Source organism: Pseudomonas sp. Pse35 (assembly GCF_024519715.1).
GTDB lineage: Bacteria > Pseudomonadota > Gammaproteobacteria > Pseudomonadales > Pseudomonadaceae > Aquipseudomonas > Aquipseudomonas paracarnis.
In genome coordinates, this window is record NZ_JALJRP010000039.1 from 1 (window position 1) to 26,541 (window position 26,541).

Here is a 26,541-nt window from a genome sequence, read left to right on the forward strand (position 1 = left end):
CACAGACGCGGGATGGAGCAGTCTGGTAGCTCGTCGGGCTCATAACCCGAAGGTCGTCGGTTCAAATCCGGCTCCCGCAACCAAACATCAAAAAAGGCTACTCGAAAGAGTGGCCTTTTTTGTATCTGGCGAAAAAGTTCTTCTGAAACAATGGCATGGCATCTTTCATGAAACCGTAGACGGTTTGCAGAGTCCATCTCATTGCACGCTATGCTCAATGCTCAAGCGCTACCCCTCTACGACCAATGGCCGCAGTCGCCGCGCCCGGTGATCCGCGTTAATATTTGTAATTATTTTGTCCATAGGGATTGGTAACTTGGCTGGATACCTCCATCCTGTCGCGCACAATCCACGAGGTGATTGATGCGCGCCAACTCGTCTGAACCACAAGACACCGTCACAGCAGAACAACCGATCACTCCCACCCGTTTGCGGTGGCTGGACCTGTTGAGCAAGTACCGCCAGCCCATCGGCCTGGCCGTGACGCTCCTGCTGTTTGCAATCGCCCTGATCGCCTGCCGGCACCTGCTGCTGGAGCTGGACCTCTACGCCCTGCACGATTCGATCCTGGAAGTGCCCAAGCCTGCGCTATTGGGGGCCTTTGCGGCGGCAGTCGCCGGTTTTGTGATCCTGCTCGGCTATGAATTCTCCGGCGCGCGTTATGCCGGCGTGCAATTGCCCGCCAAGACCCTGGCCCTGGGTGGCTTCACCGCCTTTGCTATCGGCAACGCCATTGGTTTGTCGATGCTCTCGGGCGGTTCGGTGCGTTACCGTTTATATGCACGCCATGGCATCGGCGCCTCGGAAGTGGCGCACATGACCGTGTTCGCCAGCCTGGCCCTGGGCTGTGCGCTGCCGCCGCTGGCCGCGCTGGCCACGTTGAGCAACTTGCCAGCCGCCTCCACTTACCTGCATTTATCGCAAAGCCTGCTCGGCGGCATTGCCGGCGCCGTGCTGCTGTTGTCGGCCCTGCTGTGCATCGGCATCTATCGCCGCCGCCTGCCGGAACAGCCCTACCCCGACAACCTGCTGGTCAAGGCCGGGCGCCGCACCCTGCGCCTGCCTGGCCGACGCCTGACTTTCCTGCAACTGATCATCACCGCACTGGACGTCGCCGCAGCCGCTACCGTGCTGTATCTGCTGTTGCCCGAAGCGCCGCCCTTCGGCCCGTTCCTGTTGGTGTACCTGCTGGCCCTGGCCGCCGGTGTGCTCAGCCATGTGCCGGGCGGCGTGGGCGTATTCGAAGCGATCCTGCTGGCGGCCTTTGCCGACAAACTCGGTGCCGCGCCCCTGGCTGCTGCCTTGCTGCTGTACCGCATGATCTACGTGGTGCTGCCACTGTTGATCGCTTGTGTATTCCTGCTGGTCAACGAGGCCCAGCGCCTGTTCCAGACCCAGCAAAGCCTGCGGGTAGCGTCGGGGCTGGCAGCGCCAGTATTGGCCGTCCTGGTTTTTTTGTCCGGCGTGGTCCTGCTGTTTTCCGGCGCCACGCCAGAGATCGACTCACGCCTGGAAAACATCGGCTTCCTGATTCCCCATCGTCTGATTGACGCGTCGCACTTCGGTGCCAGCCTGATCGGTGTGTTGTGCCTGTTGCTCGCCCAGGGCCTGCGCCGGCGGTTGTCGGCCGCCTGGATGCTGACTATGGTGTTGCTGCTGGTTGGCGCCCTGCTCTCGCTGCTTAAAGGCTTCGACTGGGAAGAAGCCAGCCTGATGACCATGACTGCAGTGCTGCTGGCCATCTTCCGGCGCTCGTTCTACCGCGCCAGTCGCCTGACCGAGTTACCGTTTTCGCCGCTGTACCTGGTGGCCAGTGTCTGTGTGCTCGGCGCCTCGATCTGGCTGCTGCTGTTTGCCTATCAGGACGTGCCCTACAGTCACCAACTCTGGTGGCAGTTCACCCTCGACGCCAACGCCCCGCGTGGTTTGCGTTCGCTGCTCGGCGCCGCCGTGTTGCTGGTGATCGTGTCGCTGACCTGGCTGCTGCGCACGGCACGCCCGGTCATCCACCTGCCGACCCCGGAAGAACTGGAGCGCGCCAGCAAGATCCTGATGGCCTCGTCCCAACCTGACGGCGGCCTCGCGCTCACCGGCGACAAGGCGCTGCTGTTTCACCCCAACGATGAAGCCTTCCTGATGTATGCCCGTCGCGGGCGTAGCCTGGTGGCTTTGTACGACCCGATCGGCCCGACCCAACCCCGCGCCGAGATGATCTGGCAGTTCCGCGACCTGTGCGACATCCACCACGCCCGTCCGGTGTTTTACCAGGTACGCGCCGAGAACCTGCCGTATTACATGGACATCGGCCTCACCGCGATCAAACTGGGTGAAGAAGCCCGCGTCGACCTGAAACGCTTTGACCTGGAAGCCAAGGGCAAAGAAATGAAGGATTTGCGCTACACCTGGAACCGTGGCACCCGGGACGGCCTGTCCCTGGAAATCTGCGAACCGGGCAAGGCGCCGATGGATGAATTAAAAGTCATCTCCGATGCCTGGCTTACAGGTAAGAATGTGCGGGAAAAGGGCTTCTCCCTGGGCCGTTTCAGCGATGACTACCTCAAGCACTTTCGTATCGCGATCATTCGCTTCGAAGGGCGCCCGGTGGCCTTCGCCAATTTGCTCGAAACCTACAATCATGATCTGGCCAGCCTCGACCTGATGCGTGCCCACCCGGACGCGCCCAAGTTGACCATGGAGTTCATGATGGTGGGCCTGATTCAACATTATAAGAGCCACGACTACGCGCGCTTCAGCCTCGGCATGGTGCCGTTGTCGGGCTTGCAACCGCGCCGTGGCGCACCGCTGACCCAGCGCCTGGGCTCGATGGTGTTCCGCCGTGGCGAGCAACTGTATAACTTCCAAGGTTTGCGCCGCTTCAAAGACAAGTTCCAGCCCGACTGGGAACCCCGTTACATGGCCGTGCCCGCAGGACTGGATCCGCTGGTGGCATTGGCCGATACCGCCGCCCTGATCGCGGGCGGCTTGACTGGATTGGTGAAACGCTGATGATTCGACGCTCCTGGCGGTATGTATTGGCTTTAGTGGTGCTGCTTGCGCTGATCGCGGCGGGTGGCTTCTGGTACTGGAACCGCCCTGCTCCGCAACCGACCCTGGAGCACTTGCCCCAGGCCGACGGTTCGGTAATGACCCGCGTAACCCCGGCCAGCAACGCGAAAGCCCGCGTGGCCGTGGCGGTGATGGCCGACGAAACCCTGACCGACAGCCAACTGATTGCCCTGAGCCAGGGCGGTTCAGCGCAACTGGTTCAGGTGGTGCTGCCAAAAGATGACTGCGCACTGCAGGAAAAAGCCCTGCAAGGCGCCCTGGCCCAGCTGAAAGGCCCGGCAACCCTGGTCAGCGGCATCGGCCCTGGCGCCGCACTCGCCTGGCGCTGGCTGGCCACCCAGAACGACGACAAGGCCAACGCCATCTCCGTGGGCTTCGCCCTGAAACAGGAAGGCTGCAACGACCCGCTGCCGAAAACCGCCGCCCATGGCAGCTGGCTGGTGGCGTGGAACGATAACCCCGACGATGAAAGCGCCAGTTTCGTACGCGACACACCGCGCGCCACCACCAGCATCAGCGACTACGACATTCATTACCCACAGGTGCTGAATAACGAACTGCGCAAGCAACTGGTCGGTTCGGACAACGGCGGCCTGGCGATTCCGGTAGTGGAAGTACCCGCCGGCCAAGCCAAGGACACCGTGACCCTGTTCCTCTCCGGTGACGGCGGCTGGCGCGACCTGGACCGCGACGTGGCGGGCGAGATGGCCAAGATCGGCTACCCGGTGGTGGGCATCGACACCCTGCGCTACTACTGGCAGCACAAGACGCCAGAGCAAAGTGCCAAGGACCTCACCGAGCTGATGCAACACTACCGGCAAAAGTGGGGCACCAAGCGCTTCGTGCTGACCGGTTACTCGTTCGGCGCCGACGTATTGCCGGCGATCTACAACCGTATGCCAGAGAACGAACAGCAACGGGTGGACGCGATCATCCTGCTGGCCTTCGCCCGCACCGGCAGCTTTGAAATCGAAGTGGAAGGCTGGCTGGGCAACGCCGGCAAAGAAGCCGCCACCGGCCCGGAAATGGCCAAGCTGCCGCCTGAGAAAGTCGTGTGCATCTACGGCGCCGAAGAAGTCGACGAGAGTGGCTGCACCGACAAGACCGCCGTGGGCGAAGCCATGAAGCTGCCGGGCGGGCATCACTTCGATGAGAACTACCCGGCGCTGGCCAAGCGGTTGGTGGATATTATCGTCAAGCATCAGGCCAAAGCCGAATAATTCCAGCTTAATCCAAGACCCAATGTGGGAGCGGGCTTGCCCGCGATAGCGGTGGCTCAGTCACAGTAGCGTTGACTGACACTCCGTCATCGCGGGCAAGCCCGCTCCCACAGTGGTACGTGGTGTTGATGAAAACTAGCGCGGTTCGATGTGCGCAATCATCAGTTGCACCGTCTCATTGCCACGAAATTCATTCACATCCAGCTTGTAGGCCAATTCCACCCAACGCACCGTCGGGTTTGGCCACACTTCGCGGTCCACACCAAAGGCGATGCCATCGAGCTTCACCGACCCGCATTCGCTCTTGAGCACCACTTTCAAATGCCGCTCACCCACCACCCGCTGCTCCACCAACTGGAATACCCCGTGAAACAATGGCTCGGGAAAGTGCTGCCCCCACGGGCCGGCATGGCGCAGGGCGCGGGCCAGTTCCAGGTGAAACTCTTCCACCGCCAGGGTGCCGTCTGAAAGCAGGCGACCGGTGAGGTCTTCTTCGCGCAGTTGCCGGCGCACTTCGGCATCGAAGGCTTGCGCAAACAATGGGAAGTTGGCCTCGGGCAAAGTCAGCCCCGCCGCCATGGCGTGGCCGCCGTACTTGGTGATCAGGTTGGGGTGCTGGCTGGCGACGACCGCCAGCGCATCGCGGATATGAAAGCCTTGCACCGAGCGTCCAGAGCCCTTGAGCAGGCCATCACCGGCATCGGCGAAGGCGATGGTCGGGCGGAAATAACGCTCCTTCATACGTGACGCGAGGATCCCGATCACCCCTTGGTGCCACTCCGGGTCAAACAGGCACAGACCGTACGGCATCGACTCCACCGGCAGGTCCTTGAGCTGGGCCAGGGCCTCGCGTTGCATGCCTTGCTCGATGGATTTACGGTCCTGGTTCATGCCGTCCAGTTGCGCGGCCATTTCCCGTGCGGCGGCGAAGTCCGTGGTAAGCAGGCATTCAATGCCCAGGCTCATATCGTCCAGGCGCCCGGCGGCATTCAGGCGCGGGCCGAGGATAAAACCCAGGTCGGTGGAGGTGATACGCGCATGATCACGCTTGGCCACTTCCAGGATCGCCTTGATCCCCGGCCGCGCCCGACCGGCCCGAATACGCTCCAGCCCCTGGTGCACGAGGATGCGGTTGTTGGCGTCCAGCGGCACCACGTCAGCGACGCTGCCCAGGGCCACCAGATCAAGCAGTTCACCGATGTTCGGCTGGGGCTTGTTGTCATACCAACCCAGGCTGCGCAACCGTGCACGCAGGGCCATCAATACATAGAAGATCACGCCGACGCCGGCCAGGGCCTTGCTGGGAAATGTGCAGCCCGGCTGGTTAGGATTGACGATGGCGTCAGCGGCCGGCAGTTCATCGCCGGGCAAGTGGTGGTCGGTCACCAGCACCTGCAACCCCGCCGCTTTCGCCGCCGCCACGCCTTCGACGCTGGAGATACCGTTGTCCACGGTGATCAGCAACTGCGGCTCGCGCTCCAGCGCCACCGCGACGATTTCCGGGGTCAGGCCGTAGCCGTATTCGAAGCGGTTGGGCACTAGGTAATCGACATGGGCCGCGCCAAGCAAACGCAGGCCCAGGGTGCCCACGGTACTCGCCGTGGCGCCATCGGCGTCGAAGTCACCGACGATCAGGATGCGCTGACGCTGCTCCAGGGCCGTCACCAGCAAGTCCACCGCGGCGTCGATGCCCTTGAGCTGCTGATAGGGAATCAACCGCGCCAGGCTCTTGTCCAGCTCGGCCTCCGACTGCACCCCGCGTGCGGCGTAAAGGCGGGTCAACAGCGGCGGCAGTTCACCGAGAAAAGGCAGGACGGCGGGCAATGGGCGGGGATCGATACGCATGGGGTGACGGGAGCTTCTCTTCTAATACATCGGTTAAACACAGATAGTGAACGCAACAAGATCAAATGTGGGAGCTGGCTTGCCTGCGATGCATACGACTCGGTACATCAGACACACCGAGTGGATGCCCTCGCAGGCAAGCCAGCTCCCACCTTTTCAACCGCGCTCGCCGACCAGCCATTGCAGTTGCACTTCATGCTGGCCACGGTCATCGGTCACAAAGATCGTGCCTTCGCTGATCATCACGTCCCACTTGATCACCCGCGGCATGTCCTTGGCCAGGGTCTCCAAGACTTCCTGGGGCACGGCAGCGATGTGCACGTTTTTCAGGTTGTTGGCCACCGGCACCACCTTGCCTTCCCACACGCGCAGGCTGCCATAGGCCAGCAGGCTGGTGCGTTCGGTGCGGCGCGAGCACCAGGTCAGGCGGTCGGCATCCGGCTGGCCGACTTCGATCCAGTGCAAAACCCGATCATCCAGGCTCTTTTCCCAAAGGGCCGGTTCGTCCACATCCGACAGGCCACGCCCGAACGCCAATTGCTCGTTGTACCAAAGGGCGTAGGCCAGCAGGCGCACGGTCATGCGCTCTTCGGTTTCCGAAGGGTGGCGGGCGATGGTCTGTTTGACGCTCTCGTACACCGAGCGGTCGAGGTCGGTGAGGTTGAGTTCGAATTTGTAGGTCGTGGACGGCTGGGCCATGAACGGGCTTCTAAAGACAAGGAAAGGCGGCCAGTCTAACCGATGGCGAGGGCATTGAACGAATACTGCGCTGCATCCGCGCGGCTCGCCTATGTTAAAAAGCAGTACATCAACATCCCGCGCTTGTAAGGATCCCCATGTCGCTCACTGCCAAACCACTTGCCGGCCTGAAAGTCATCGAGCTGGGCACTTTGATCGCCGGCCCGTTTGCCTCACGCATCTGCGCCGAATTCGGCGCCGAGGTGATCAAGGTCGAATCCCCGGACGGCGGCGACCCGCTGCGCAAATGGCGCAAGCTGTATGAAGGCACTTCGCTGTGGTGGTTTGTGCAGGCGCGCAACAAGCAGTCGCTGACCCTCAACCTCAAGCACCCTGAGGGGCTGGCGATCCTCAAGCAACTGTTGGCCGACGCCGACATCCTGATCGAAAACTTCCGCCCAGGCGTGCTGGAGAAACTCGGCCTGAGCTGGGAAACCCTGCACGCCCTCAACCCCAAGTTGGTGATGGTGCGCCTCTCGGGCTTCGGCCAGACGGGGCCGATGAAGGACCAGCCGGGGTTTGGCGCGGTGGGCGAGTCCATGGGCGGCTTGCGCTATATCACCGGCTTCGAGGACCGCCCGCCCGTGCGCACCGGTATCTCCATCGGCGACTCGATTGCCGCGTTGTGGGCAGTGATCGGCGCGCTGATGGCGCTGCGTCACCGCGAAGTCAACGGCGGCCTGGGCCAAGTGGTGGATGTGGCGCTGTATGAAGCCATCTTCGCCATGATGGAAAGCATGATCCCCGAGTTCGATGTGTTCGGGTTTATCCGTGAGCGCACCGGCAACATCATGCCTGGCATCACCCCGTCCTCGATCCACACCACCGCAGACGGCAAGCATGTGCAGATCGGCGCCAATGGCGATGCGATCTTCAAGCGCTTCATGCGGGTGATCGGCCGTGACGACCTGGCGAACGACCCTGCACTGGCCAGCAATGACGGGCGTGACGCTCGCCGCGACGAGCTGTACGGCGTGATTGATCGCTGGGTCAATTCGCTGTCGCTCGACCAGGTGATTGAACATCTGAATAAAGCCGAGGTACCCGCCAGTCGCATCTACAGCGCCGAAGACATGCTGGGCGACCCGCAATTCCTGGCCCGGGAAATGTTCCTCAAGGCGCAGTTGCCGGGCGGCAAGGATTTCAAGATGCCCGGCATCGTGCCCAAGCTCTCGGACACACCGGGCAGTTGCGAATGGGTCGGCCCGCAACTGGGTGAACACAACAGCCAGGTGCTCAATGCCCTGGGCTACGACGCAGCGGCTATCACTCGCCTGCGCGAGGATGGCGCGATCTGACAAATCCCAGGCAAAAAGAAACCCCGAGCAGTGGGGAGACAACTCGGGGTTAAACGTGGTCTACAAAAAGACCCGCACAGCAAGCGACAAGCACCGGAGCACAATGCCTGCTCTTGCTGTTACAAACTCTGACTAACCACCTTGTAGGAAGGTTCCGAAGAAAAATAATGTTTCATGCCAGTGCGCCGCCACGGGTTTGGGAGGCGTTGCGCAAGGCAGCGATGACTGAAGGTTCCAGGCGCCCTTCGGCGATTTTAAGGTCGCGGAGCAGGCAATCCACCACATCCACCAGCGCGCGCTTGTCGCTCAATTGCGCACGATCGACTTCACGTTCAACCACGATGGCGCCACCGGGGTTCTTCACGGTTACCAGGCAGTCGTCGCGCATACCGGCAGAGGTCAGCGTAACCTGATAAGGGCTCAGTGCTTGGCTGAGCAATAGGTTGATACTTTCCATCTCGATCACCACTCAATCATTCGAAAAAGGTTCGAAAAACAAAAATGTCACGAAGAGGCTGACATTCAAGTGACCCGTGCTCAAAGCAGAAAGTTCTACCTTTTGTGTAATCCACTGCTTGAGGAAAACGAGCATGCACGGAAAAGATGACAGAGAAAAAACAACGGCGCACAGGCTAGAATCCCTGGATTGTCCCGGGAGCCTGCCTTGAGAGCTGCGTCTGAACCGCCCTTGCGTATCGTGATTGCCGACGATCACCCGATTTTCCTGATTGGCCTGCGCGCCGTGCTCGAACGTGACCCGCATATCAGCATCGTCGGCGAGGCCAATTCCCCCCAGGCCCTCAGTGCGTTGTTGCAACACTGTGCCTGCGATGTGGTGGTGACCGACTTCATGATGCCCGTCGAGCCCCAAGCCGACGGGCTGCGCTTGATCGAGCAACTGCGCCGGCACTATCCGCACCTGCCCATTGTGGTGGTGACCATGCTCAACAATGCCGGGTTGTTTCATTCCATCCTGGCATTGGGTGTGATGGGCCTGCTGAGCAAGGCCAGCCTGGCCGATGAGCTGCCCCAGGCGATCCGCCAGGTGCGCCAGCAACGCACCTATGTGGCCCAGACCATCCGCCAGGCGCTGAGCCTGGCCGGGGAAGTCGGCGCTGATCGCCTGCACTCCCAGGAGCACCTGTCACCCCGGGAACTGGAGGTGATTCGCCTGTTGGCCAGTGGCATGACGGTGGGCGAGATCGCCGCGCACCTGCATCGCAGCAAGCAGACCGTCAGCGCGCAAAAAGTCAGCGCCATGCGCAAGCTGGGGCTGGCCAACGATGCCGCCCTGTTTATTTACGTGCAGGAACACGGGCTGGCCTAGCCTGGAACGCGATCCATTGCTTGAGCGCCGCGGCGTCCATCGGCCGGGCGATAAAGCAGCCTTGCAGCCACGCCGCGCCCAGTTCGCCCACAGCGTGATAGTCGGCGGCGGTTTCCACGCCGGTGACCACCACGGCAACGTCCAGGCGCGCCGCCATGCTCATGGCGCCCGCTACCACAGCGGCCTTGCGGTCATCATTGGCCATCCCACAGGCAAACGCCGGGGGAATTTTCAGCTCGGTAAAAGGCAGTTCCAGCAAATGCTGCAGGCTGGTGCCGCCCATGCCGAAGTCGCCGATGGACAACTGGCAACCCAACATGCGCAAGCGCAGCAAGCCGGTGGCATGGGCGCTGTCGGTTTTCAAGGTCGAGGTTTCCACCAGCTCCAGCGTCAGGCTATGGGCGGGTACACCGTGCAACTGCAGCAGACCTTGCAGCACCTGGGGAAAGTGCTCGCGCTCCAGCATGCGCCCGGGGATGTTCACGGCCACTGGCAGCACCTGGCCGCTTTCGCCCATCACCTGGTTCGCCAGGCCAAGCGCCTGCTCCAGCACGTGCCAGGTAAACGCCTCTTCCATGCCGGCAAACTCCAGTACCGGCAGGAACTCGTCAGGCAGCAACAGCTCACCGTCCGGCAACTGCCAACGCGCCAGCGCCTCCACCCCTTGCAACACACCGGCCTGACTGACGATGGGCTGGTACCAGACCCGGCCACAGGCAGCGATAGTCGCCTGGCTGACATCCGCCGAGGGCGGCAGTTGTTCCCGCTCGCTCAAGCCCAACAGTTGGCGCACGCGCTCCCAGGACAGCACCGGTGGCCCCGGGCGAAAATGAACCTGGCAATCGCTCAGGAGTTGCCCGATCAACTTGGCCGAAGCCGGCTTGGGCAAACACGCCAAGACCTTGAGCCCCAATTGGCAGGCCATGTTCGCCACACCTTCCAGCACGTCGGGCTCGGCGTTGCTGAGCAGGATCAATACTTGGGCCAGGCGGCGTTCCGCCAACTCGCGGATCAATTCCAGGCCATCGCCCTGCTCCAGGTACAAATCGCAGATGGCGATATCCACCGGGCCTTTGCTGTCCAGAGACTGGCGGGCGGTTTCGACCGTTTCCGCGGCCCGTACATTGAACACGCCGTTGGCATTGAGCATCTGGTGCAGAGCCATCAGTTGAAACGGGTTGTCTTCGAGGATCAGGACGTTCAGGGATCGCATGGGTAAGGATGTCGGTACAGGGAAAGTCCTGCACAGTAGCCACATGCTGTGGTGTACCCCATAGGACGTGTCCTAAAAGCTTGCTTAAATGTGGGAGGGGCAAGTCTTGTCGGTCAAGCGCAGATCTCCTGTGGGAGCTGGCTTGCCTGCGAAGGCGGTGTGTCAGTCGCTACATCTGTTACTGCACTACCGCTATCGCAGGCAAGCCAGCTCCCACATTTGATCGTCGTTGCCTTGAGCATTGCGTTCGCTTAGCTGATCGGCATTAAGGTGTCAGGCATCCAGATAGGGTTGCAGGTCGCGACGAAACGCCTTGAGCACCTCGGACAAGCGCAACCAGGGTTCTTCAAGCTCGGCGCCGCGCTGCTCTCGGGCGCATTGCTCAAGGGCGACACAGGCCTTGGCCAGTGGCAGTGCGTCCACCAGCGAGCAAATGCCCTTGAGCCGGTGCAGCGATGCATTCAAGCGTGCCACGTCGCGCTCGGCCAGGGCTCCCGCCAATACCTCGTGTTCGTGGTCCAGGCTCTTGGCCAGTTCCTGCAACATGCTTTGCAGCACCGGGCCATCGGCCTGGGTCATGGTGCGCAGGGCCTGGATATCGAACGAACGCTGGGGCGCCACGCGGGCCAGCACTTGGGTCCAGTGTTCCAGGGTCACCGGCTTGACCAGCAGCTCATCCATACCGGCGTCCTCGCAGCGGCGTTGTTCATCTTTCATGGCGTTCGCGGTGCAACCCACCAGCGCGCTACGAGGCCGTTGCTCCTCGGCTTCGAGGCGCCGTATCGCCGCACTCAAGGCATAACCGGACATGCCGGGCATCTGGCAATCGGTGACCAACACGTCAAAACGCTGCTCACGCCAGCATTGCAACGCGGCCTCGGCCGACTCCAGAGCGACCACTTGATGACCGAGGAACTGCAACTGCTGCGCCAGCACCAGGCGGTTGGCCGCCAAATCATCCACCACCAGTACCGACAGGCTACGCCCCGTCGGTGACAACGTCGCGGTGGGCGTTGCCGGCACATCATCGGTGCTGACCCGGTCCAGGCGCAGGTCAATGCACACCACCGTCCCCTCGCCCACCACGCTGTCGAGGTGAATGCTGCCGCCCATCAATTCCACCAGTTGCTTGCAGATACTCAGGCCCAGACCGGTGCCGCCGTGTTGCGCAGCGGTCAGGGCGCTCACTTGGGTAAACGGCTTGAACACCCGCGGCTGTTGCTCGGCGCTGATGCCTGGGCCGCTGTCCTTGACGCACAGGTGCAGGTATTCGCTATCGGTCTCATCCCGTTGGCAGGTCACGCTGAGGTGAACCCCGCCCCGCTCGGTAAACTTGAGCGCATTGCCCAACAGGTTGTGCATCACCTGGCGTAACCGCAGCGGGTCGAACCAGTAATAACCCTGAGCAGCCGGATCAAACGCCAGGGTCAGATGCAGGCCTTTCTTTTGCGCCGTGGCTTCGAACAGGCTCTGGATACCCTCGAAAAAGCGCTTCAACTCAGTGGTCTGTGGCGCCAGTTGCAGGTGGCCGGCTTCGATCTTGGCCAAGTCCAGGCTGTCGCCCATCAGCGCAATCAGCTCGCGCGCCGAACGATGGGCCACCTGCAGCGCCTCGGAAACCGGCTGGCCGCTTGCCAGACAACGCTCTTGCTCCAGTTCGAGCAAGCCAATGATGGCAGTCATGGGGGTGCGAATCTCGTGGCTCAAGGCCGAGAGAAATGCACTTTTGGCGTAGTTCGCTTCGTCGGCGGCCTGGCGAGCGTCCATCAACTGGCGCTCCAGGTCTTTGCGTTCGTTGATATCGATCCAACCGCCCAACAATCCCTGCAGACGGCCCTGGGCATCAAAAAAAGGCACGGTCCACTGGTAGACGTGATAACTGCCGCCGTTGAGCTCCAATTGCCGGTCGACAAACAACGGCTGCTGCGTGGCCAATTGCTCCATGTGGCCTTCGTGCAGCCGCGCCGCTGTGGCGTCGGGCACGACCTTGCTCTCCATCAGCGTCAGGCCCTGGATCAGCTCCAGCCGGGTCGCCAATTGCTGTTCATAACTTTTATTGCAGGTCACCAGGCGCCCGTCCAGGTCGCGGACGAACAGCGGGTTGGGCATGCCGTCGAGCAGTGCGCGCTTGAACGCCAACTGGTCATTGAGCCGTTGCTCGGCCTCCAGCCGTTGGTGAATCTGGCGCTTGAGCCGGCTGTTCCACACCAGCGACACCAACACAAACAGCAGCGCCGTGGCCACCGTCCAATAGGCCCATGGCGGTACCCGTTGCCAGGCCGGCAGCGGAATCGCCACGGCACCGATCCAACGCAAGCGCAAGGCACTCAACTCAGCCACCGGCAGCGCCTCCAGGGCCTTGTTCAGAATGCTCAGCAGCTCAGGCTGGTCCTTGCGCACCGACAGGCAGTTGGACGACCACTTGCCATCGACACTGCGGCCGATACGCAGGCCATCTTCCGGGTAACTCTGCACTTCCACTTCAGTTTGAATGGTAGCGGCCGCCTCGCCCCGTCGTACCAGCTCACGGGCCTGGTTGTAATTGTCCACCAGGCGCAACGTGATGTTCGGATGCGCATGGCGAATATCATTTTCCAATACATGACGTGCCGGCAGCGCCAGCACCTTGCCGTCCAACTGCTTCAAGCCGGTGAGCGGCGCGGCATCGGCACGCTCGACAAACACCCAGCCGGACCCACCATACCCATGGCTGAAGTTGAGCACTGTGCTGCGCTCGCGGTTAACGGCCAGGGTCGTGTTCATCTGCGCCCTGCCTGTTTCCAGCCATTCCAGGGTTTGCGCGGTGGAGTGCACCTCTTCAAAGATAAATTGCAAACCGGTCATGCGCGTGATGCGATGCAACAAATCCACATTCAAGCCAACCCAGTGGCCATCCTTATCCTTGAATATGTACGGAGACATCTGCTGGGCCACCACCACGACATGGGGATGCTCGCGCACCCAGGCCTGTTGCGACGCCGACAACGCAATGCGCTCACCACTGATACCGACGCCGAGCCCGGTGGTCCAGCGCGCGAGGATTTCACGCTGCACCGACTCGTCGAGGCTTGCCAGCGCGCGATTCATCATGGCCCCCAACAACGGATCTGCCTGGCGGGTGGCGAAGGCAAAACCGATGGGCGCCAGCCGGCTCTGCTCCTTGATCTGCAACCCCAGGTAAGGCCGCAGCGATTTATAGGCGCGCACAATCACTTCGTTGCCGATAAACGCATCGACGTCACCTTGCTTCAAGGCTTCGAGGCCGCTGTAGAGGTTAGGGGCGAGCATGATGTGGCTGTCGGGATACGCCGCGTGCACCTTCTGCACGTTGGCGTAGCCGTCGAGCAACACCAGCTTCTTGCCGGCCAGATCGTCGCCTTGGGTATCGTCGCGACGCAGCACCACCACCGAGCGGTCGGGCATGTAGTCCGGGGTGAATTGCAGGCCGGGTACGTCACGCTCGTAACCATTGGCACTGGTGAGTATGTCGATGGTGCCGTTGCGCAGCGCTTCGACCGCCTGGGCGCGCTCGGAAAAGCCCAGCACTTGCATGGGCACACCCAGCCGTGCGCCAACCAGGCTCAAATAATCGGCGCTGATGCCCTGGTAGCGATTGCGGTCACGGGTGATATCGATCGGCTGGTAGTCATCTATCGAGATGCCCACTTTGAGTGTCCGATGCGCCGCCAACCACTGCTGCTCCGTCGGCGCCAGCGGCATAGGTTCAAGCGGGATAAACGCCGGCACCAGTTTGAACGGCAGGCTGACGGCGGCCAGGCTCATGGGCACCTGGATGAGCCACAACAGGCACACCAGCTTCAACGTCCATTGGATCAAAACCTGCACCGGTTGGGTTTCCTTGATTGGGCGACTGGGCAAGTATGGCTCGCCAGAATGAAAAAGCCCGTCACGAGGACGGGCTTGGCCGACTGCAAAAAAGCTGAATGCATACCTGTAGCAGCCTGATATCCGCCTCATGGTCAGCGGGTGAGTTAGCTGAATGTGGGAGCCGGGCTTGCCCGCGATGCAGACGCCTCGGTATTCAGTCGTACCGAGGCGCCTGCATCGCAGGCAAGCCAGCTCCCACACAAACCCGCTACCCCATTCTTGATTAGAGCGGCTTGCCCCGATTGCCATGCTGGCTGACGAACGCCTGCACCGCCTTCAGGTCATTGGCCAACACGGTGCAGCGCTCTTCGCGCTCGAACAGGTCGGTCAAATGTTCCGGCAGATCCAGCGCCTTGCCAATGCCGGCTTTCTCGACCGCTTCCGGGAACTTGACCGGGTGTGCGGTACCGAGGATCACCATTGGAATATCCAGGCTGCGGCGGCATTCGCGGGCGGCTTTCACGCCGATAGCCGTGTGCGGGTCGAGCACTTCGCCGGTCTCGGCATAGACCTGCGCGATGGTTTCGCAGGTCTGCGCATCGTCCACGGCCAGGGAATCGAACAGCTTGCGGGTTTCGGTCCAGCGCTCTTGCTCGACGCTGAAACCGCCACCTTGCTTGAAGCTGTTCATCAACTCGGCCAGGGCTGCGCCGTTACGACCGTGCATGTCGAACAGCAGGCGCTCGAAGTTCGACGACACCATGATGTCCATGGACGGCGACAGCGTGGCGTGCAGGGTTTCCTTCACATACTGGTTGCCGCTCATGAAGCGATGCAGGATGTCGTTGCGGTTGGTGGCGACGATCAACTGGTTGATCGGCAGGCCCATGTTGCGCGCCAGGTAACCGGCAAAAATGTCGCCGAAGTTGCCGGTCGGCACCGAGAACGACACCGAACGCGCCGGGCCGCCCAACTGCAGCGAAGCGTGGAAGTAGTAGACGATCTGGGCCATGATCCGCGCCCAGTTGATCGAGTTCACCGCCACCAGGCGTGTGCCCTTGAGGAAGCTCTGGTCAGCGAAGCTGTTCTTGACCATTTCCTGGCAGTCATCGAAGTTGCCTTCGATGGCGATGTTGTGGATGTTCTCACCGAAGATGGTGGTCATCTGCCGACGTTGCACTTCCGACACGCGCTTGTGCGGGTGCAGGATGAAGATGTCGACGTTTTCGCAGTGCTTGCACCCTTCGATGGCCGCCGAGCCGGTATCGCCGGAGGTAGCACCGATGATCACCACGCGCTCGCCACGTTTTTCCAGCACGTAGTCGAGCAGGCGACCGAGCAGTTGCAGGGCGAAGTCCTTGAACGCCAGGGTCGGGCCGTGGAACAGCTCCAGTACCCACTCATTGCCGTTCAGTTGGCGCAGGGGCGCGATGGCGTTGTGGGAAAACACGCCATAGGTTTCTTCCAGAATCTTCTTGAAGTCCGCATCCGGAATGCTGCCGGTCACGAACGGGCGCATCACTCGGAAAGCCAGCTCGTGATACGGCAGGCCGGCCCAGGAGGCGATTTCTTCCTGGGTGAAGCGTGGCAGGTTTTCCGGCACATACAGGCCGCCGTCGGTGGCAAGGCCTGCCAGCAGAACGTCTTCGAAATTCAGGGCCGGTGCCTGGCCGCGGGTGCTGATGTAACGCATGACTGGCTCCTCTAAAACATTCTCGAACAGGGGCCGCCGAATGGACGGGGCCCCTGGAACAAATCGGTTAGTTCAAGTGCTCGACGCGAATGCGCACCACCGGGCCGACCACGCCTTGCAGGGCTTCGAGGGCATGGATGGCATCGTTGATGTGCTGTTCGAGCACGCGGTGGGTCAGCAGGATCATCGGCACCTGGCCGTTTTGCTCCTCGACTTCCTTCTGCATGATCGACTCGATGTTGATACCGCGCTCCGACAGGATGCTGGCTACCTGGGCCAACACGCCTGGATGGTCCTGGGCCTGGATGCGCAGGTAGTAGGCACTTTCGCAGGCTTCGATCGGCAGGATCGGGTGGGCCGACAGCGAGTCCGGCTGAAAGGCCAGGTGCGGCACGCGATTTTCCGGGTCGCTGGTCATGGCGCGAACCACGTCCACCAAGTCGGCGATCACCGACGACGCGGTCGGCTCCATGCCGGCACCGGCGCCGTAGAACAAGGTAGAACCGGCGGCGTCGCCGTTGACCATCACCGCGTTCATCACACCATTGACGTTGGCGATCAGGCGGTCGGCCGGGATCAGCGTCGGGTGAACCCGCAACTCGATGCCCGCCGGGGTGCTGCGCGCCACGCCCAGGTGCTTGATACGGTAGCCCAGGGCTTCGGCGTAGTTGACGTCGGCGGTGGTCAGCTTGGTGATGCCTTCGGTGTAGGCCTTGTCGAACTGCAGCGGGATACCAAAGGCGATGGAGGCCAGGATGGTCAGCTTGTGGGCGGCGTCGATGCCTTCCACGTCGAACGTCGGGTCGGCTTCGGCGTAACCCAGGGCTTGGGCTTCGGCCAGCACGTCTTCGAAGGTACGGCCCTTCTCGCGCATTTCGGTGAGGATGAAGTTACCGGTGCCGTTGATGATGCCGGCTACCCAGTTGATGCGGTTGGCGGACAGGCCTTCACGGATCGCCTTGATCACCGGGATACCACCGGCCACCGCGGCTTCGAACGCTACGATCACGCCCTTCTCGCGGGCCTTGGCGAAGATCTCGTTGCCGTGCACGGCGATCAGCGCCTTGTTGGCGGTGACCACGTGCTTGCCGTTCTCGATGGCCTTGAGCACCAGCTCGCGGGCCACGGTGTAGCCGCCTACCAGCTCGATAACGATATCGATCTCAGGGTTGGTGGCTACGGCGAACACATCGTTGGTAATCGCAATACCGGTCGTTTCGAACTGAGGCTTTGGCGAACGCGTGGCAATCTGCGCCACTTCAATCCCGCGACCTGCGCGGCGGGAAATTTCTTCAGCGTTACGCTGAAGTACGTTGAAGGTACCGCCACCGACGGTCCCTAACCCACAGATGCCTACTTTGACCGGTTTCACTGAAGAACTCCCCATGAAACGGCCGACGCTAGGTCGGCCGTGAAAACAGCCGCACAACTGCGGCTCTCAATTAATGACTCGCCGACGGTTCGGCGGGCCATGATCGTCAAAGGCTCAACGATAAATGCTTACTTGGCACCCAGTGCCAGTTTGGCAACTTGCGGCGCCGGCTGGTAGCCCGGAATCACCTGGCCGTCGGCCAAAACGATGGCCGGTGTACCGTTCACACCAATGGACTGGCCCAGGGCGAACTGCTTGGAAACCGGGTTGGCGCATTTGGCCGATTTGATTTCCTTGCCGTCGACCATCTTGTCCATGGCCGCTTTCTTGTCGGCCGAGCACCACACCGCCTGCAACTGCTCGTCACCCGGCGAACCCAGGCCCTGGCGCGGGAAGGCGACGTAGCGCACTTCCACGCCCAACTTGTTCAGTGCCGGGATTTCAGCGTGCAGCTTGTGGCAGTACGGGCACGTGGTGTCGGTGAACACGGTGATGTGGGTCTTGGTCTCGCCAATGGCGGGGTACACCACGGTTTCCGCCACCGGGATACCGTTGATCAGCTTCGACACGCCCAGGCGCTCGGCCTTCTCGGTCAGGTTGACCGGCTTGCCGTCCTTGAGCTGGAACAGGTAGCCCTGCACGATGTACTGGCCATCGGCGCTGGCGTACAGCACACGGCTGCCCTTGAGCTTGACTTCATACAGGCCGGCCATGGGGCTGGCGCTGATGCTTTCGATAGGCGTGTCGAGCGCCAGGTTGGCCAGGCTCTTGCGAATGGTTTGCTCGGCCGCATCATCGGCGACCGCAAAGGTGGAAACCAACGCAATGGCTGCGGCGGCAATAATCTGGGTCAAGCGCATGGGAACTCCTGAAGGCAGAGGCAGGGACGGGAGCAGAATACTGATCTGGAACACAACGGGTGCCGTCCCCTTTGCGAACCGGCAAAGCCTACCACAGTTGGGCGGGAGGGCAGACCGCCACAGCTAAAATGGGCCATTTCTGACGGTTTTATCCGCGCGGGTGGTGCTTGGCGTGCATGTCCTGCAAACGTGCGCGTGCCACATGGGTGTAGATCTGGGTTGTGGATAAGTCGCTGTGCCCAAGCAGCATTTGCACCACGCGCAAATCCGCGCCGTGGTTGAGCAAGTGGGTGGCGAACGCATGGCGCAAGGTGTGGGGCGACAACGCCTTGCCGATCCCGGCCACTTTGGCCTGGTGCTTGATGCGGTGCCAGAAGGTCTGGCGGGTCATCTGCTCGCCGCGCTGGCTGGGAAACAGCACGTCGCTGGGGCGCCCACCCAGCAGTTCGTGGCGCGCATCGCGCATGTAGCGCTCGACCCACACAATCGCCTCCTCGCCCATCGGCACCAGCCGCTCCTTGCTGCCCTTGCCCATCACGCGCAACACGCCCTGGCGCAGGTTGACCTGCTCCAGGGTCAGGCTGATCAGTTCGGTGACGCGCAGGCCGCAGGCATACAGCACCTCCAGCATGGCACGGTCGCGCTGGCCGATGGCCTCGCTCAGGTCCGGGGCCGCGAGCAGGGCATCGACGTCGGCTTCCGACAAGGATTTGGGCAACGGCCTGCCGAGTTGCGGCATGTCGATTTGCAGGGTCGGGTCGACGGCAATGAGTTTTTCCCGCAGCAGGTAGCGATAAAAGCCACGCACGCCGGAGAGGAATCGCGCAGTGGAGCGCGGTTTGTAGTTCTGCTCCAGGCGCCAGGCCAGGTGATCGAGGATCAACTCGCGCCCGGCATTGATCAGTTCGAGGTTTTTCTCCTGCAGCCAGCCGTTGAACAGCGCCAGGTCGCTGCGGTACGCCTGGCGTGTGTTGTCCGACAGGCCTTTTTCCAACCAGAGGGCGTCGAGGAAGCGGTCGATCAGGGGATGGTCAATGGCAGGCATGGGCACTCAAGCGACTTAGCACAAGGCAATACGCGTATTATTTAAGGAACTGTGACAAGAGCCATTAGTCTTTCATAGCCCGCTATTTCAAGGAACAGGAAGCTTTAATGAACGAACAACAGATTTTGTTGGCTTTTGGCGGCATTGGCGTGGCCGCACTCGGCTGCCAGTGGCTGGCCTGGCGCCTGAAACTGCCAGCGATTCTGTTTCTTCTGCTGAGCGGGATTCTGGCAGGGCCGATACTCGGATGGCTCGACCCGCAGGAAATGTTCGGCCCTCTGTTGATGCCATTGGTGTCATTGGCAGTGGCGCTGATCCTGTTTGAAGGCAGCCTGACCCTGCACCTGTCGGAATGGAAGGAAATCGGCAGCGTTGTCCACCGGCTGGTCACCGTCGGCGCACTCTCGACCTGGGCGGTGATCACCCTGGCCACCCACTGGCTGCTGGGCTTCGACTGGATGCTGGCGCTGCTGTTCGGCACCCTGACACTGGTCACCGGCCCGACGGTGATCGTGCCCATGTTGCGTGTGGTGCGCCCCAAAGCCTCCATCGCCAATATCCTGCGCTGGGAAGGCATCGTCATCGACCCGATTGGCGCACTGCTGGCGGTAGTGGTGTATAGCTTCATCATCGCCAGTGCGTCGGGCGATGGTTTGAGCCACAGCCTGCTGACCTTCGGCGGCGTCATCCTCTGCGGCAGCCTGTTCGGCATCGCCGGTGGCTGGGTACTGGGGCAGATCATGCGCCGCCAGTGGCTACCGGAATACCTGCATAACCTGGCGACACTGGCGGGCGTGCTGGGCATCTTCATCGCCTCCAACCAGGTGATGCATGAGTCCGGCCTGCTGGCGGTCACGCTGATGGGTATGTGGATGGCGAACATGAAAGGCGTGGATGTACGGCACATCCTGCACTTCAAGGAAAACCTCAGTGTGTTGCTGATTTCCGGGCTGTTCATCCTGCTGGCGGCACGCCTGGACCTGAACGCCATGATCGCCCTGGGCCCGTTCGTGTTGATCCTGCTGTTGATCATCCAATTCATTGCACGCCCGCTGAACGTGGCGCTTTCGACCTTTGGCTCCGGGCTGAACTGGCGCGAGCGCGCGCTGCTGGCCTGGATCGCCCCAAGGGGAATCGTGGCGGCGGCGGTGTCAGCGATCTTTGCGATCCGCCTGGATGAGGCCGGCCACGAAGGTGCGTTGTTGCTGGTGCCGCTGACCTTCGCGGTGATCATCGGCACCGTGGTGCTGCAAAGCGCCACGGCACGCCCCTTGGCCCGCCTGCTGAAAGTCGCCGAGCCGGCGCCCAGCGGCTTCCTGATCGTGGGTGCGAACGGCCCGGCGCGGGCGCTCGGCAAGGCGTTGCAGCAGTTGGGCAGCCGCGTACTGCTGACCGACTCAAGCTGGGAAAACATCCGCGCCAGTCGTATGGAAGGCTTGCCCACCTACTTCGGTAACCCGGCCTCCCAGCATGCCGAGTCCCATCTGGACCTGGTCGGCCTGGGGCATCTGCTTGCGCTCTCGCCTTCTGGCGAACTGAATGCCTTGGCCACCATGCGTTTTCGCCATGACTTCGGCCATCGCCTGTTCGCCCTGGCCAGCAGCCAGGAAAACCGTCGCACCGACAAGCACAAGGCCAGCCATGAACACCGTGGCCACTTGCTGGGCAGCCAACCCTTGAGCTACACCAAATTGGCCAGCCTACTGGGCCAAGGCGCCGAGTTGTACAGCACTAGCCTCACCGACGGCTTTGGCTGGGAGCAGTACCAGGCGTTGCACGGGGAGCGCGCCACCTTGCTGTTTGCCCGGGACACCAGCGGCTGGGTGCATGTGGTCTCGCCCGAGAGTAACTTGAAGCCTGTAGCGGGCTGGACCTTGCTGGCAGTGATTCAACCGCAGGCCAGCACCGCCGAGTAATCAGTCAACAAAGCCAGGCAGTACCGGGACAGGGCGTTTATCTGCGTCAATCGCGACGAAACTGAACACGCCCTGGATCGCCTTTTCACGGCCATCAGCGCTCATGCTCTCAACGAACACCTCCACCTCGACCTTGAGGCTGGTGTTGCCGACTTTGATCACCCGACCGATCAGCTCAACGATAGAGCCGGCCGGGATCGCGTGATTGAAGTCGATACGGTCGGTGGAGACCGTCACCAAAGGCAAGCGACAGAAACGCGTGGCGGTGATGAACGACACTTCGTCCATCCATGCCAGGGCGGTGCCGCCGAACAGGGTGTTGTGGTGGTTGGTGGTGGGCGGGAACACGGCCTTGGTCACGTGGGTAACGGACAGGTCGGTGCGACGCTGGATTTCTTCGAGGCGGGTGGTCATGGGTCAATACCAACAGATAGGCAAATTTCAGGCACAAAAAAGCAGCCCGTAGGCTGCTTTTTTCTGCATCGGGAAGCTGGACTTAAGCCAGTTTTTCCTTGATGCGAGCTGCTTTACCGGACAGGTCACGCAGGTAGTACAGCTTGGCTTTACGTACGTCACCGCGACGCTTGACGGCCATGCTGTCGATTTGCGGGCTGTAGGTCTGGAAAGTACGCTCTACGCCAACACCGTTGGAGATTTTACGAACAGTGAAAGCACTGTTCACACCACGGTTACGCTTGGCGATTACCACGCCTTCGAACGCTTGCAGACGCGAACGGTCGCCTTCCTTCACTTTCACCTGAACGACAATGGTGTCGCCCGGGGCAAAGGTAGGGATCTCTTTGGTCATCTGCTCTGCTTCGAGTGCAAGGATGATTTTGTTAGTCATGCTGTGCTCCTAAGGTAAGTCAATGGACCTACCATCGATACGTTGTTAACTATCGTCCCGCGCGAGGATGTATTCCTCGAGCAGCTTCTTCTCTTCTCCAGAAAGCGAGCGGCTTTCCAGAAGATCGGCGCGTCGTTCATAGGTCCGACCAAGGGACTGCTGTAAACGCCAACGCCGGATGTGTGCGTGATTGCCACTTAGCAATACGTCGGGAACACGCTGATCCACATACACCTCCGGACGGGTGTAGTGCGGGCAATCCAGCAAACCATCCGTGAAGGAATCTTCCTCCGCGGAGTCCGCATGCCCTAAAGCTCCGGGCAGCAGTCGTGTAACCGCATCTATCAGGACCATCGCCGGCAGCTCGCCGCCAGACAGGACATAGTCCCCAATCGACCACTCTTCATCGACATGAGCTTCAATAAAACGCTCGTCAATGCCTTCATAGCGACCGGCAATCAGGATCAAACTTTCCTCATTCGCCAGTTCGCGTACCGCCGCCTGTTTCAGCTGACGGCCTTGAGGGGACAGGTAAATTACCTTCGCCTTCTCCCCGGCGGCTGCCTTGGCCTGAACCAACGCATCTTCCAGGGGTTTGATCTTCATCACCATGCCCGGGCCACCGCCAAATGGGCGATCGTCCACAGTGTGATGTCGATCCGTCGTGTAGTCTCGCGGGTTCCAACAGGTGAGCTGCAACAGCCCCTGTTTCACCGCCCGACTGGTGATGCCGTACTCGCTGATGGCGGAAAACATCTCGGGAAACAAACTGATCACTTCAATGCGCAAATTAGCCACGCTTAGAAGTCCGCGTCCCATTCCACCTTCATCTCGCCCGCGGCCAGGTCGACGGCCAACACGCATTGCTCGGTATAGGGCAACAGGCGTTCACGGTCATCCAGGCTGCCAGCGCAAGGCTTGACCACCATTACATCATTGGCGCCGGTTTCCAGAAGATGATCGATTTTCCCCAGCAATTGCCCGAGTTGATCAATAACCTTCAGACCTTCCAGCTGGTACCAGTAGTACTCGCCGTCGGTCAATTCAGGGAACAGGTTGCGCGGCACGCAGATCTCATAACCGGCCAGAAGGCGAGCTTCTTCACGGTCATCAAGACCCTTGAGCTTTGCGACCAGGAACTTATCGCTCCCGCGTCCACTGACCAGCTCGACCTGTTTCACACTCCCTTCGCGCTTGAGCGTCCAGGTCTTGTACTGCAACAGGTTTTCAGTCGGATCAGTAAAGGAATACACCTTCACTTCGCCGCGAACGCCATGAACAGAGTAAATCTTGCCGATAACGATCAAATCATCAGCAACAGCTGGCGTCGCGTTCATATTGCTCAGGCTGCGGCCTTAGCCGAGTCCTTCAACAGTTTTGCAACGCGCTCGGATGGCTGTGCGCCAACGCTCAGCCAGTAGGCTACGCGCTCTTGGTTCACGGACAGACGAACTTCTTGACCACGAGCAACAGGGTTGAAGAAACCAACCTGTTCCTTGTGCGAACCGTCACGCGGGTTGCGGCTGTCGGTTACGGTCAAGTGGTAAAACGGGCGCTTTTTGGAGCCGCCAAGGGCAAGACGGATTGTTAGCATGTGAACATCGTTCCTGTAGTCGGTGCTGCAAATCTAAATGCACAGCGGGCATAGGTGCCCGAAAGGCCGCATATTCTAAGGAATATCCGGACTTTTGCAAATGTCTTTTTCTGGCGCCTATCAGCGTGCCATTCAGATCTGCTATAGAGCCGTCGGTTAAAACGGCGAGTCAGCGCCCGCCAACGGCGGGTTTGCTGGAGATCCCACATCCTTGTGGGGCGGAGCGCAAGCAAGGCTTGCGCTCGAATACTTTACATTTTAGGCATGCCGCCGCCGGGCAACATACCGCCCATGCCGCGCATCATCTTGGCCATACCGCCCTTGGCGGAGAATTTCTTCATCATCTTCTGCATCTGCTTGTGCTGCTTGATCAAGCGACCGATGTCCTGCACCTGGGTGCCGGAACCCATGGCGATCCGGCGCTTGCGCGAACCGCTGATCAGCTCAGGGTCGCGGCGCTCGGCCGGGGTCATGGAATTGATGATGGCTTCCATCTGCTTGAACTGTTTCTCTGCCGCGCCCTGGGCGTTGCCCATTTGCGCCAGGTTCACACCGCCGATGTTGGGCAGCTTGTCCATCAGGCCGCCGAGGCCGCCCATGTTCTTCATCTGTTGCAGCTGGTCGCGGAAGTCTTCGAGATCGAAGCCCTTGCCCTTCTTCAGCTTCTTGGCCAGTTTGTCGGCCTTGTCCTTGTCGAGCGTGGCTTCGGCCTGCTCGATCAGGCTGAGCACGTCACCCATGCCGAGGATGCGCGAGGCGATACGCTCAGGGTGGAACGGCTCGAGCGCTTCGCTCTTCTCGCCCATGCCGATGAACTTGATCGGCTTGCCAGTAATGGCACGTACCGACAGCGCGGCACCGCCACGGGCGTCGCCGTCGACCTTGGTGAGGATCACGCCGGTCAGCGGCAGTGCGTCACCAAAAGCCTTGGCGGTGTTGGCCGCATCCTGGCCGGTCATGGCGTCGACCACGAACAGGGTCTCGACCGGGTTGATCGCGGCATGCAGCGCCTTGATCTCGCCCATCATCTCTTCGTCGATGTGCAGGCGACCGGCGGTATCGACGATAACCACGTCGATGAACTTGAGCTTGGCTTCTTTAATAGCCGCGTTGGCGATGTCGACCGGCTTCTGGCTCAGGTCGGACGGGAAGAAGGTCACGCCCACTTCGCCCGCGAGCATTTCCAACTGCTTGATGGCCGCCGGACGGTACACGTCGGCCGATACCACCATCACGGATTTCTTCTTGCGCTCTTTGAGGAAGCGCGCCAGTTTGCCGGCGGTGGTGGTTTTACCCGCACCTTGCAGGCCCGCCATCAGCACGACGGCTGGCGGCACGGCACTGAGGTTCAGGTCTTCGTTGGCCGCGCCCATCAGGCTTTCGAGTTCGGCCTGGACGATCTTCACAAAGGCCTGGCCCGGGGTCAGGCTGCGGGACACTTCGGTGCCGACCGCACGCTCCTTGACCGAGTTGACGAAGTCCTTCACCACCGGCAAAGCCACGTCGGCTTCCAGCAACGCCATGCGCACTTCACGCAGGGTGTCTTTAATATTGTCCTCGGTCAGCTTGGCCTTGCCGGTAACGTGGCGCAGCGTCTGCGAGAGACGGTCAGTCAAGTTTTCAAACATGCGCGATCCTTTCAGGCCCTATTCATCGAAATGCAGGTAGACCGAGGTAATGGCGGCCCAGGCTGGGGGAAATCGCTATTAAAAACAGCGTTCGCCGAGCCTGCGGCGTGGGCAGGTCGCGGATTATAGCGAAGACTGCGCCCATGCACACCCGCTGTCTGGCCCGGGAGTCTTTCGTGCAACGCAGGTGTGTGCCAAACTCAACGCCTTTCGGGCTTGCCTACCAGGATTTATGCTCCCCTTGTCACCCAGTTTGCTACCCAGCCTCGCCGCCGCCATTTTGTATGCCGCTGCGACTCTCTATCAGGGCACTCGTCTGGCCCAAGGCACCAAAGCGGACAAACGTCTGCTCGTCGGCCTTGGCGTGCTGGCCCTGCTAGCCCATGCCGCCAGCCTGTTCACCCACCTGATGACCCCGGTCGGCCTGGGCCTGGACTTTTTCAGCGCCGCCAGCCTGATCGCCGCGGCCGTCATCGCGCTGACGCTGCTGGCCTGCTACCGGATTCCGGTGGAGAACCTGCTGGTGCTGCTATTCCCCCTGGGAATGCTCACGGTGCTGCTGGCGCAGTTCACCCCCACCGGCACCGTACAGGTGATCGACGAGGAGCCGGGCATCCTCGCCCACATCCTGCTGTCGATCCTCGCCTACGGCATGTTCACCATCGCGGTGTTCCAGGCCCTGCTCCTGCTGCTGCAGGATCACCAGCTCAAGCACAAGCACCCGTCCGGGCTGATCAAGAACTTCCCGCCGCTGCAAACCATGGAAAGCCTGCTGTTCGGGTTCCTGTGGGCCGGCTGGACCCTGCTGTCACTGTCGCTGATCTCCGGCTGGCTGTTCGTCGAAAACCTGTTTGCCCAGCACCTGGTCCATAAAACCTTGCTGGCGTGCCTGGCGTGGGTCGTGTTCAGCGTGCTGCTGTGGGGGCGCAACCGCCTCGGCTGGCGCGGGCACAAGGCCATCCGCTGGACCCTGGCCGGTTTCTGCCTGTTGATGCTGGCCTATTTCGGCAGCAAGCTGGTTCGCGAATACATCCTGCATATCTGACGGGCA

Annotated in this window: 21 protein-coding genes and 1 tRNA gene; 7 read left to right on the forward strand and 15 right to left on the reverse strand. The window is 61.2% G+C overall.

Annotation, left to right across the window (positions count from 1 at the left end; genetic code table 11):
* Positions 1 to 6: 6 nt before the first annotated feature.
* The 3 genes from OC445_RS23750 to OC445_RS23760 all read left to right on the forward strand — a co-directional run bounded on the left by OC445_RS23750 (position 7) and on the right by OC445_RS23760 (position 4,286).
* A tRNA-Met gene (locus OC445_RS23750) sits at positions 7 to 83 on the forward strand.
* Between the two features lie 280 nt (positions 84 to 363).
* Positions 364 to 3,006 (forward strand): bifunctional lysylphosphatidylglycerol flippase/synthetase MprF, encoded by a 2,643-nt coding sequence (gene mprF / locus OC445_RS23755; protein ID WP_014719775.1) that lies wholly within the window; start codon positions 364 to 366, stop codon positions 3,004 to 3,006.
* The gene (locus OC445_RS23760; RefSeq protein ID WP_034128631.1) at positions 3,006 to 4,286 is read left to right on the forward strand and encodes a virulence factor family protein; all 1,281 of its coding nucleotides are present in this window, start codon (positions 3,006 to 3,008) and stop codon (positions 4,284 to 4,286) included. Before mprF ends, OC445_RS23760 begins: the two co-directional genes overlap by 1 nt.
* A 135-nt stretch (positions 4,287 to 4,421) precedes the next feature.
* Here OC445_RS23760 and recJ read toward each other — a convergent pair whose 3' ends face one another.
* Both recJ and OC445_RS23770 read right to left on the reverse strand, forming a co-directional pair.
* Positions 4,422 to 6,131: a single-stranded-DNA-specific exonuclease RecJ gene (recJ, locus tag OC445_RS23765; RefSeq protein ID WP_014719777.1), complete on the reverse strand. Its 1,710-nt coding sequence runs from the start codon at positions 6,129 to 6,131 to the stop codon at positions 4,422 to 4,424.
* A 156-nt stretch (positions 6,132 to 6,287) separates the two neighbouring features.
* Positions 6,288 to 6,830: a YaeQ family protein gene (locus OC445_RS23770; protein ID WP_003193952.1), complete on the reverse strand. Its 543-nt coding sequence runs from the start codon at positions 6,828 to 6,830 to the stop codon at positions 6,288 to 6,290.
* A 137-nt stretch (positions 6,831 to 6,967) separates the two neighbouring features.
* Between OC445_RS23770 and OC445_RS23775 the strand changes: the two genes are divergently transcribed.
* The gene (locus OC445_RS23775) at positions 6,968 to 8,167 is read left to right on the forward strand and encodes a CaiB/BaiF CoA transferase family protein (protein ID WP_072447184.1); all 1,200 of its coding nucleotides are present in this window, start codon (positions 6,968 to 6,970) and stop codon (positions 8,165 to 8,167) included.
* 172 nt (positions 8,168 to 8,339) lie between these two features.
* Here the strand turns inward: OC445_RS23775 and OC445_RS23780 are convergent, their stop codons facing one another.
* On the reverse strand, positions 8,340 to 8,624 hold the full coding sequence (locus tag OC445_RS23780) for a DUF3509 domain-containing protein (protein ID WP_020301357.1): 285 nt from the start codon (positions 8,622 to 8,624) through the stop codon (positions 8,340 to 8,342).
* 207 nt (positions 8,625 to 8,831) lie between these two features.
* Between OC445_RS23780 and OC445_RS23785 the strand changes: the two genes are divergently transcribed.
* Complete coding sequence (locus OC445_RS23785; RefSeq protein ID WP_034128635.1) at positions 8,832 to 9,494, forward strand: response regulator transcription factor; 663 nt, start codon at positions 8,832 to 8,834, stop codon at positions 9,492 to 9,494.
* On the opposite strand, the gene OC445_RS23790 is transcribed toward OC445_RS23785, so the two are convergent.
* The 6 genes from OC445_RS23790 to xerD form a co-directional block, all read right to left on the reverse strand.
* Positions 9,463 to 10,707, reverse strand: a complete 1,245-nt coding sequence (locus OC445_RS23790; protein WP_262020387.1) for an EAL domain-containing protein — start codon at positions 10,705 to 10,707, stop codon at positions 9,463 to 9,465. The genes OC445_RS23785 and OC445_RS23790 overlap by 32 nt on opposite strands.
* A gap of 273 nt (positions 10,708 to 10,980) precedes the next feature.
* On the reverse strand, positions 10,981 to 14,553 hold the full coding sequence (locus tag OC445_RS23795) for a transporter substrate-binding domain-containing protein (protein WP_262020389.1): 3,573 nt from the start codon (positions 14,551 to 14,553) through the stop codon (positions 10,981 to 10,983).
* Positions 14,554 to 14,818: 265 nt separating this feature from the next.
* Positions 14,819 to 16,228 carry a threonine synthase gene (gene thrC / locus OC445_RS23800; RefSeq protein ID WP_072447188.1) on the reverse strand — a complete coding sequence of 470 codons (1,410 nt, stop codon included), beginning with the start codon at positions 16,226 to 16,228 and terminating at the stop codon, positions 14,819 to 14,821.
* Between the two features lie 67 nt (positions 16,229 to 16,295).
* Positions 16,296 to 17,600, reverse strand: a complete 1,305-nt coding sequence (locus OC445_RS23805) for a homoserine dehydrogenase (protein ID WP_003193959.1) — start codon at positions 17,598 to 17,600, stop codon at positions 16,296 to 16,298.
* A 128-nt stretch (positions 17,601 to 17,728) separates the two neighbouring features.
* A complete protein-coding gene (locus OC445_RS23810; protein WP_005791088.1) occupies positions 17,729 to 18,460 on the reverse strand; it encodes a thioredoxin fold domain-containing protein in 732 nt (243 codons plus the stop codon).
* 148 nt (positions 18,461 to 18,608) lie between these two features.
* Positions 18,609 to 19,505: a site-specific tyrosine recombinase XerD gene (gene xerD, locus OC445_RS23815; protein WP_020301360.1), complete on the reverse strand. Its 897-nt coding sequence runs from the start codon at positions 19,503 to 19,505 to the stop codon at positions 18,609 to 18,611.
* 107 nt (positions 19,506 to 19,612) lie between these two features.
* Between xerD and OC445_RS23820 the strand changes: the two genes are divergently transcribed.
* The gene (locus OC445_RS23820; protein WP_014719784.1) at positions 19,613 to 21,421 is read left to right on the forward strand and encodes a cation:proton antiporter; all 1,809 of its coding nucleotides are present in this window, start codon (positions 19,613 to 19,615) and stop codon (positions 21,419 to 21,421) included.
* Here OC445_RS23820 and OC445_RS23825 read toward each other — a convergent pair whose 3' ends face one another.
* From OC445_RS23825 to ffh, 6 genes are all read right to left on the reverse strand, one after another.
* A complete protein-coding gene (locus OC445_RS23825) occupies positions 21,422 to 21,835 on the reverse strand; it encodes an acyl-CoA thioesterase (protein WP_003193963.1) in 414 nt (137 codons plus the stop codon).
* An 82-nt stretch (positions 21,836 to 21,917) separates the two neighbouring features.
* Positions 21,918 to 22,268 carry a 50S ribosomal protein L19 gene (gene rplS, locus OC445_RS23830; protein ID WP_003175895.1) on the reverse strand — a complete coding sequence of 117 codons (351 nt, stop codon included), beginning with the start codon at positions 22,266 to 22,268 and terminating at the stop codon, positions 21,918 to 21,920.
* Between the two features lie 45 nt (positions 22,269 to 22,313).
* Positions 22,314 to 23,087 (reverse strand): tRNA (guanosine(37)-N1)-methyltransferase TrmD, encoded by a 774-nt coding sequence (gene trmD, locus OC445_RS23835; protein WP_153475158.1) that lies wholly within the window; start codon positions 23,085 to 23,087, stop codon positions 22,314 to 22,316.
* Positions 23,069 to 23,605: a ribosome maturation factor RimM gene (gene rimM / locus OC445_RS23840; RefSeq protein ID WP_003175898.1), complete on the reverse strand. Its 537-nt coding sequence runs from the start codon at positions 23,603 to 23,605 to the stop codon at positions 23,069 to 23,071. Before rimM ends, trmD begins: the two co-directional genes overlap by 19 nt.
* Before the next feature lie 5 nt (positions 23,606 to 23,610).
* Positions 23,611 to 23,862, reverse strand: coding sequence for a 30S ribosomal protein S16 (rpsP, locus tag OC445_RS23845; RefSeq protein ID WP_003175899.1), 252 nt, complete (start codon positions 23,860 to 23,862; stop codon positions 23,611 to 23,613).
* A gap of 251 nt (positions 23,863 to 24,113) precedes the next feature.
* Positions 24,114 to 25,490 (reverse strand): signal recognition particle protein, encoded by a 1,377-nt coding sequence (gene ffh / locus OC445_RS23850; protein WP_003193965.1) that lies wholly within the window; start codon positions 25,488 to 25,490, stop codon positions 24,114 to 24,116.
* A 232-nt stretch (positions 25,491 to 25,722) separates the two neighbouring features.
* Between ffh and OC445_RS23855 the strand changes: the two genes are divergently transcribed.
* The gene (locus OC445_RS23855; protein ID WP_034115853.1) at positions 25,723 to 26,535 is read left to right on the forward strand and encodes an inner membrane protein YpjD; all 813 of its coding nucleotides are present in this window, start codon (positions 25,723 to 25,725) and stop codon (positions 26,533 to 26,535) included.
* Positions 26,536 to 26,541 lie beyond the last annotated feature (6 nt).

What these genes read in the sequence shown, in the direction of transcription:
- OC445_RS23760 (WP_034128631.1), top strand. Translation starts at nt 3,006, where the DNA reads ATGATTCGACGCTCCTGGCGGTATGTATTGGCTTTAGTGGTGCTGCTT.
- thrC (WP_072447188.1), bottom strand. Translation starts at nt 16,228, where the DNA reads ATGCGTTACATCAGCACCCGCGGCCAGGCACCGGCCCTGAATTTCGAA.
- rimM (WP_003175898.1), bottom strand. Translation starts at nt 23,605, where the DNA reads ATGAACGCGACGCCAGCTGTTGCTGATGATTTGATCGTTATCGGCAAG.
- OC445_RS23855 (WP_034115853.1), top strand. Translation starts at nt 25,723, where the DNA reads ATGCTCCCCTTGTCACCCAGTTTGCTACCCAGCCTCGCCGCCGCCATT.
- recJ (WP_014719777.1), bottom strand. Translation starts at nt 6,131, where the DNA reads ATGCGTATCGATCCCCGCCCATTGCCCGCCGTCCTGCCTTTTCTCGGT.
- OC445_RS23820 (WP_014719784.1), top strand. Translation starts at nt 19,613, where the DNA reads ATGAACGAACAACAGATTTTGTTGGCTTTTGGCGGCATTGGCGTGGCC.
- OC445_RS23790 (WP_262020387.1), bottom strand. Translation starts at nt 10,707, where the DNA reads ATGCGATCCCTGAACGTCCTGATCCTCGAAGACAACCCGTTTCAACTG.
- rplS (WP_003175895.1), bottom strand. Translation starts at nt 22,268, where the DNA reads ATGACTAACAAAATCATCCTTGCACTCGAAGCAGAGCAGATGACCAAA.
- OC445_RS23825 (WP_003193963.1), bottom strand. Translation starts at nt 21,835, where the DNA reads ATGACCACCCGCCTCGAAGAAATCCAGCGTCGCACCGACCTGTCCGTT.
- OC445_RS23775 (WP_072447184.1), top strand. Translation starts at nt 6,968, where the DNA reads ATGTCGCTCACTGCCAAACCACTTGCCGGCCTGAAAGTCATCGAGCTG.
- xerD (WP_020301360.1), bottom strand. Translation starts at nt 19,505, where the DNA reads ATGCCTGCCATTGACCATCCCCTGATCGACCGCTTCCTCGACGCCCTC.
- OC445_RS23770 (WP_003193952.1), bottom strand. Translation starts at nt 6,830, where the DNA reads ATGGCCCAGCCGTCCACGACCTACAAATTCGAACTCAACCTCACCGAC.
- trmD (WP_153475158.1), bottom strand. Translation starts at nt 23,087, where the DNA reads ATGGGACGCGGACTTCTAAGCGTGGCTAATTTGCGCATTGAAGTGATC.
- ffh (WP_003193965.1), bottom strand. Translation starts at nt 25,490, where the DNA reads ATGTTTGAAAACTTGACTGACCGTCTCTCGCAGACGCTGCGCCACGTT.
- OC445_RS23780 (WP_020301357.1), bottom strand. Translation starts at nt 8,624, where the DNA reads ATGGAAAGTATCAACCTATTGCTCAGCCAAGCACTGAGCCCTTATCAG.
- rpsP (WP_003175899.1), bottom strand. Translation starts at nt 23,862, where the DNA reads ATGCTAACAATCCGTCTTGCCCTTGGCGGCTCCAAAAAGCGCCCGTTT.
- mprF (WP_014719775.1), top strand. Translation starts at nt 364, where the DNA reads ATGCGCGCCAACTCGTCTGAACCACAAGACACCGTCACAGCAGAACAA.
- OC445_RS23810 (WP_005791088.1), bottom strand. Translation starts at nt 18,460, where the DNA reads ATGCGCTTGACCCAGATTATTGCCGCCGCAGCCATTGCGTTGGTTTCC.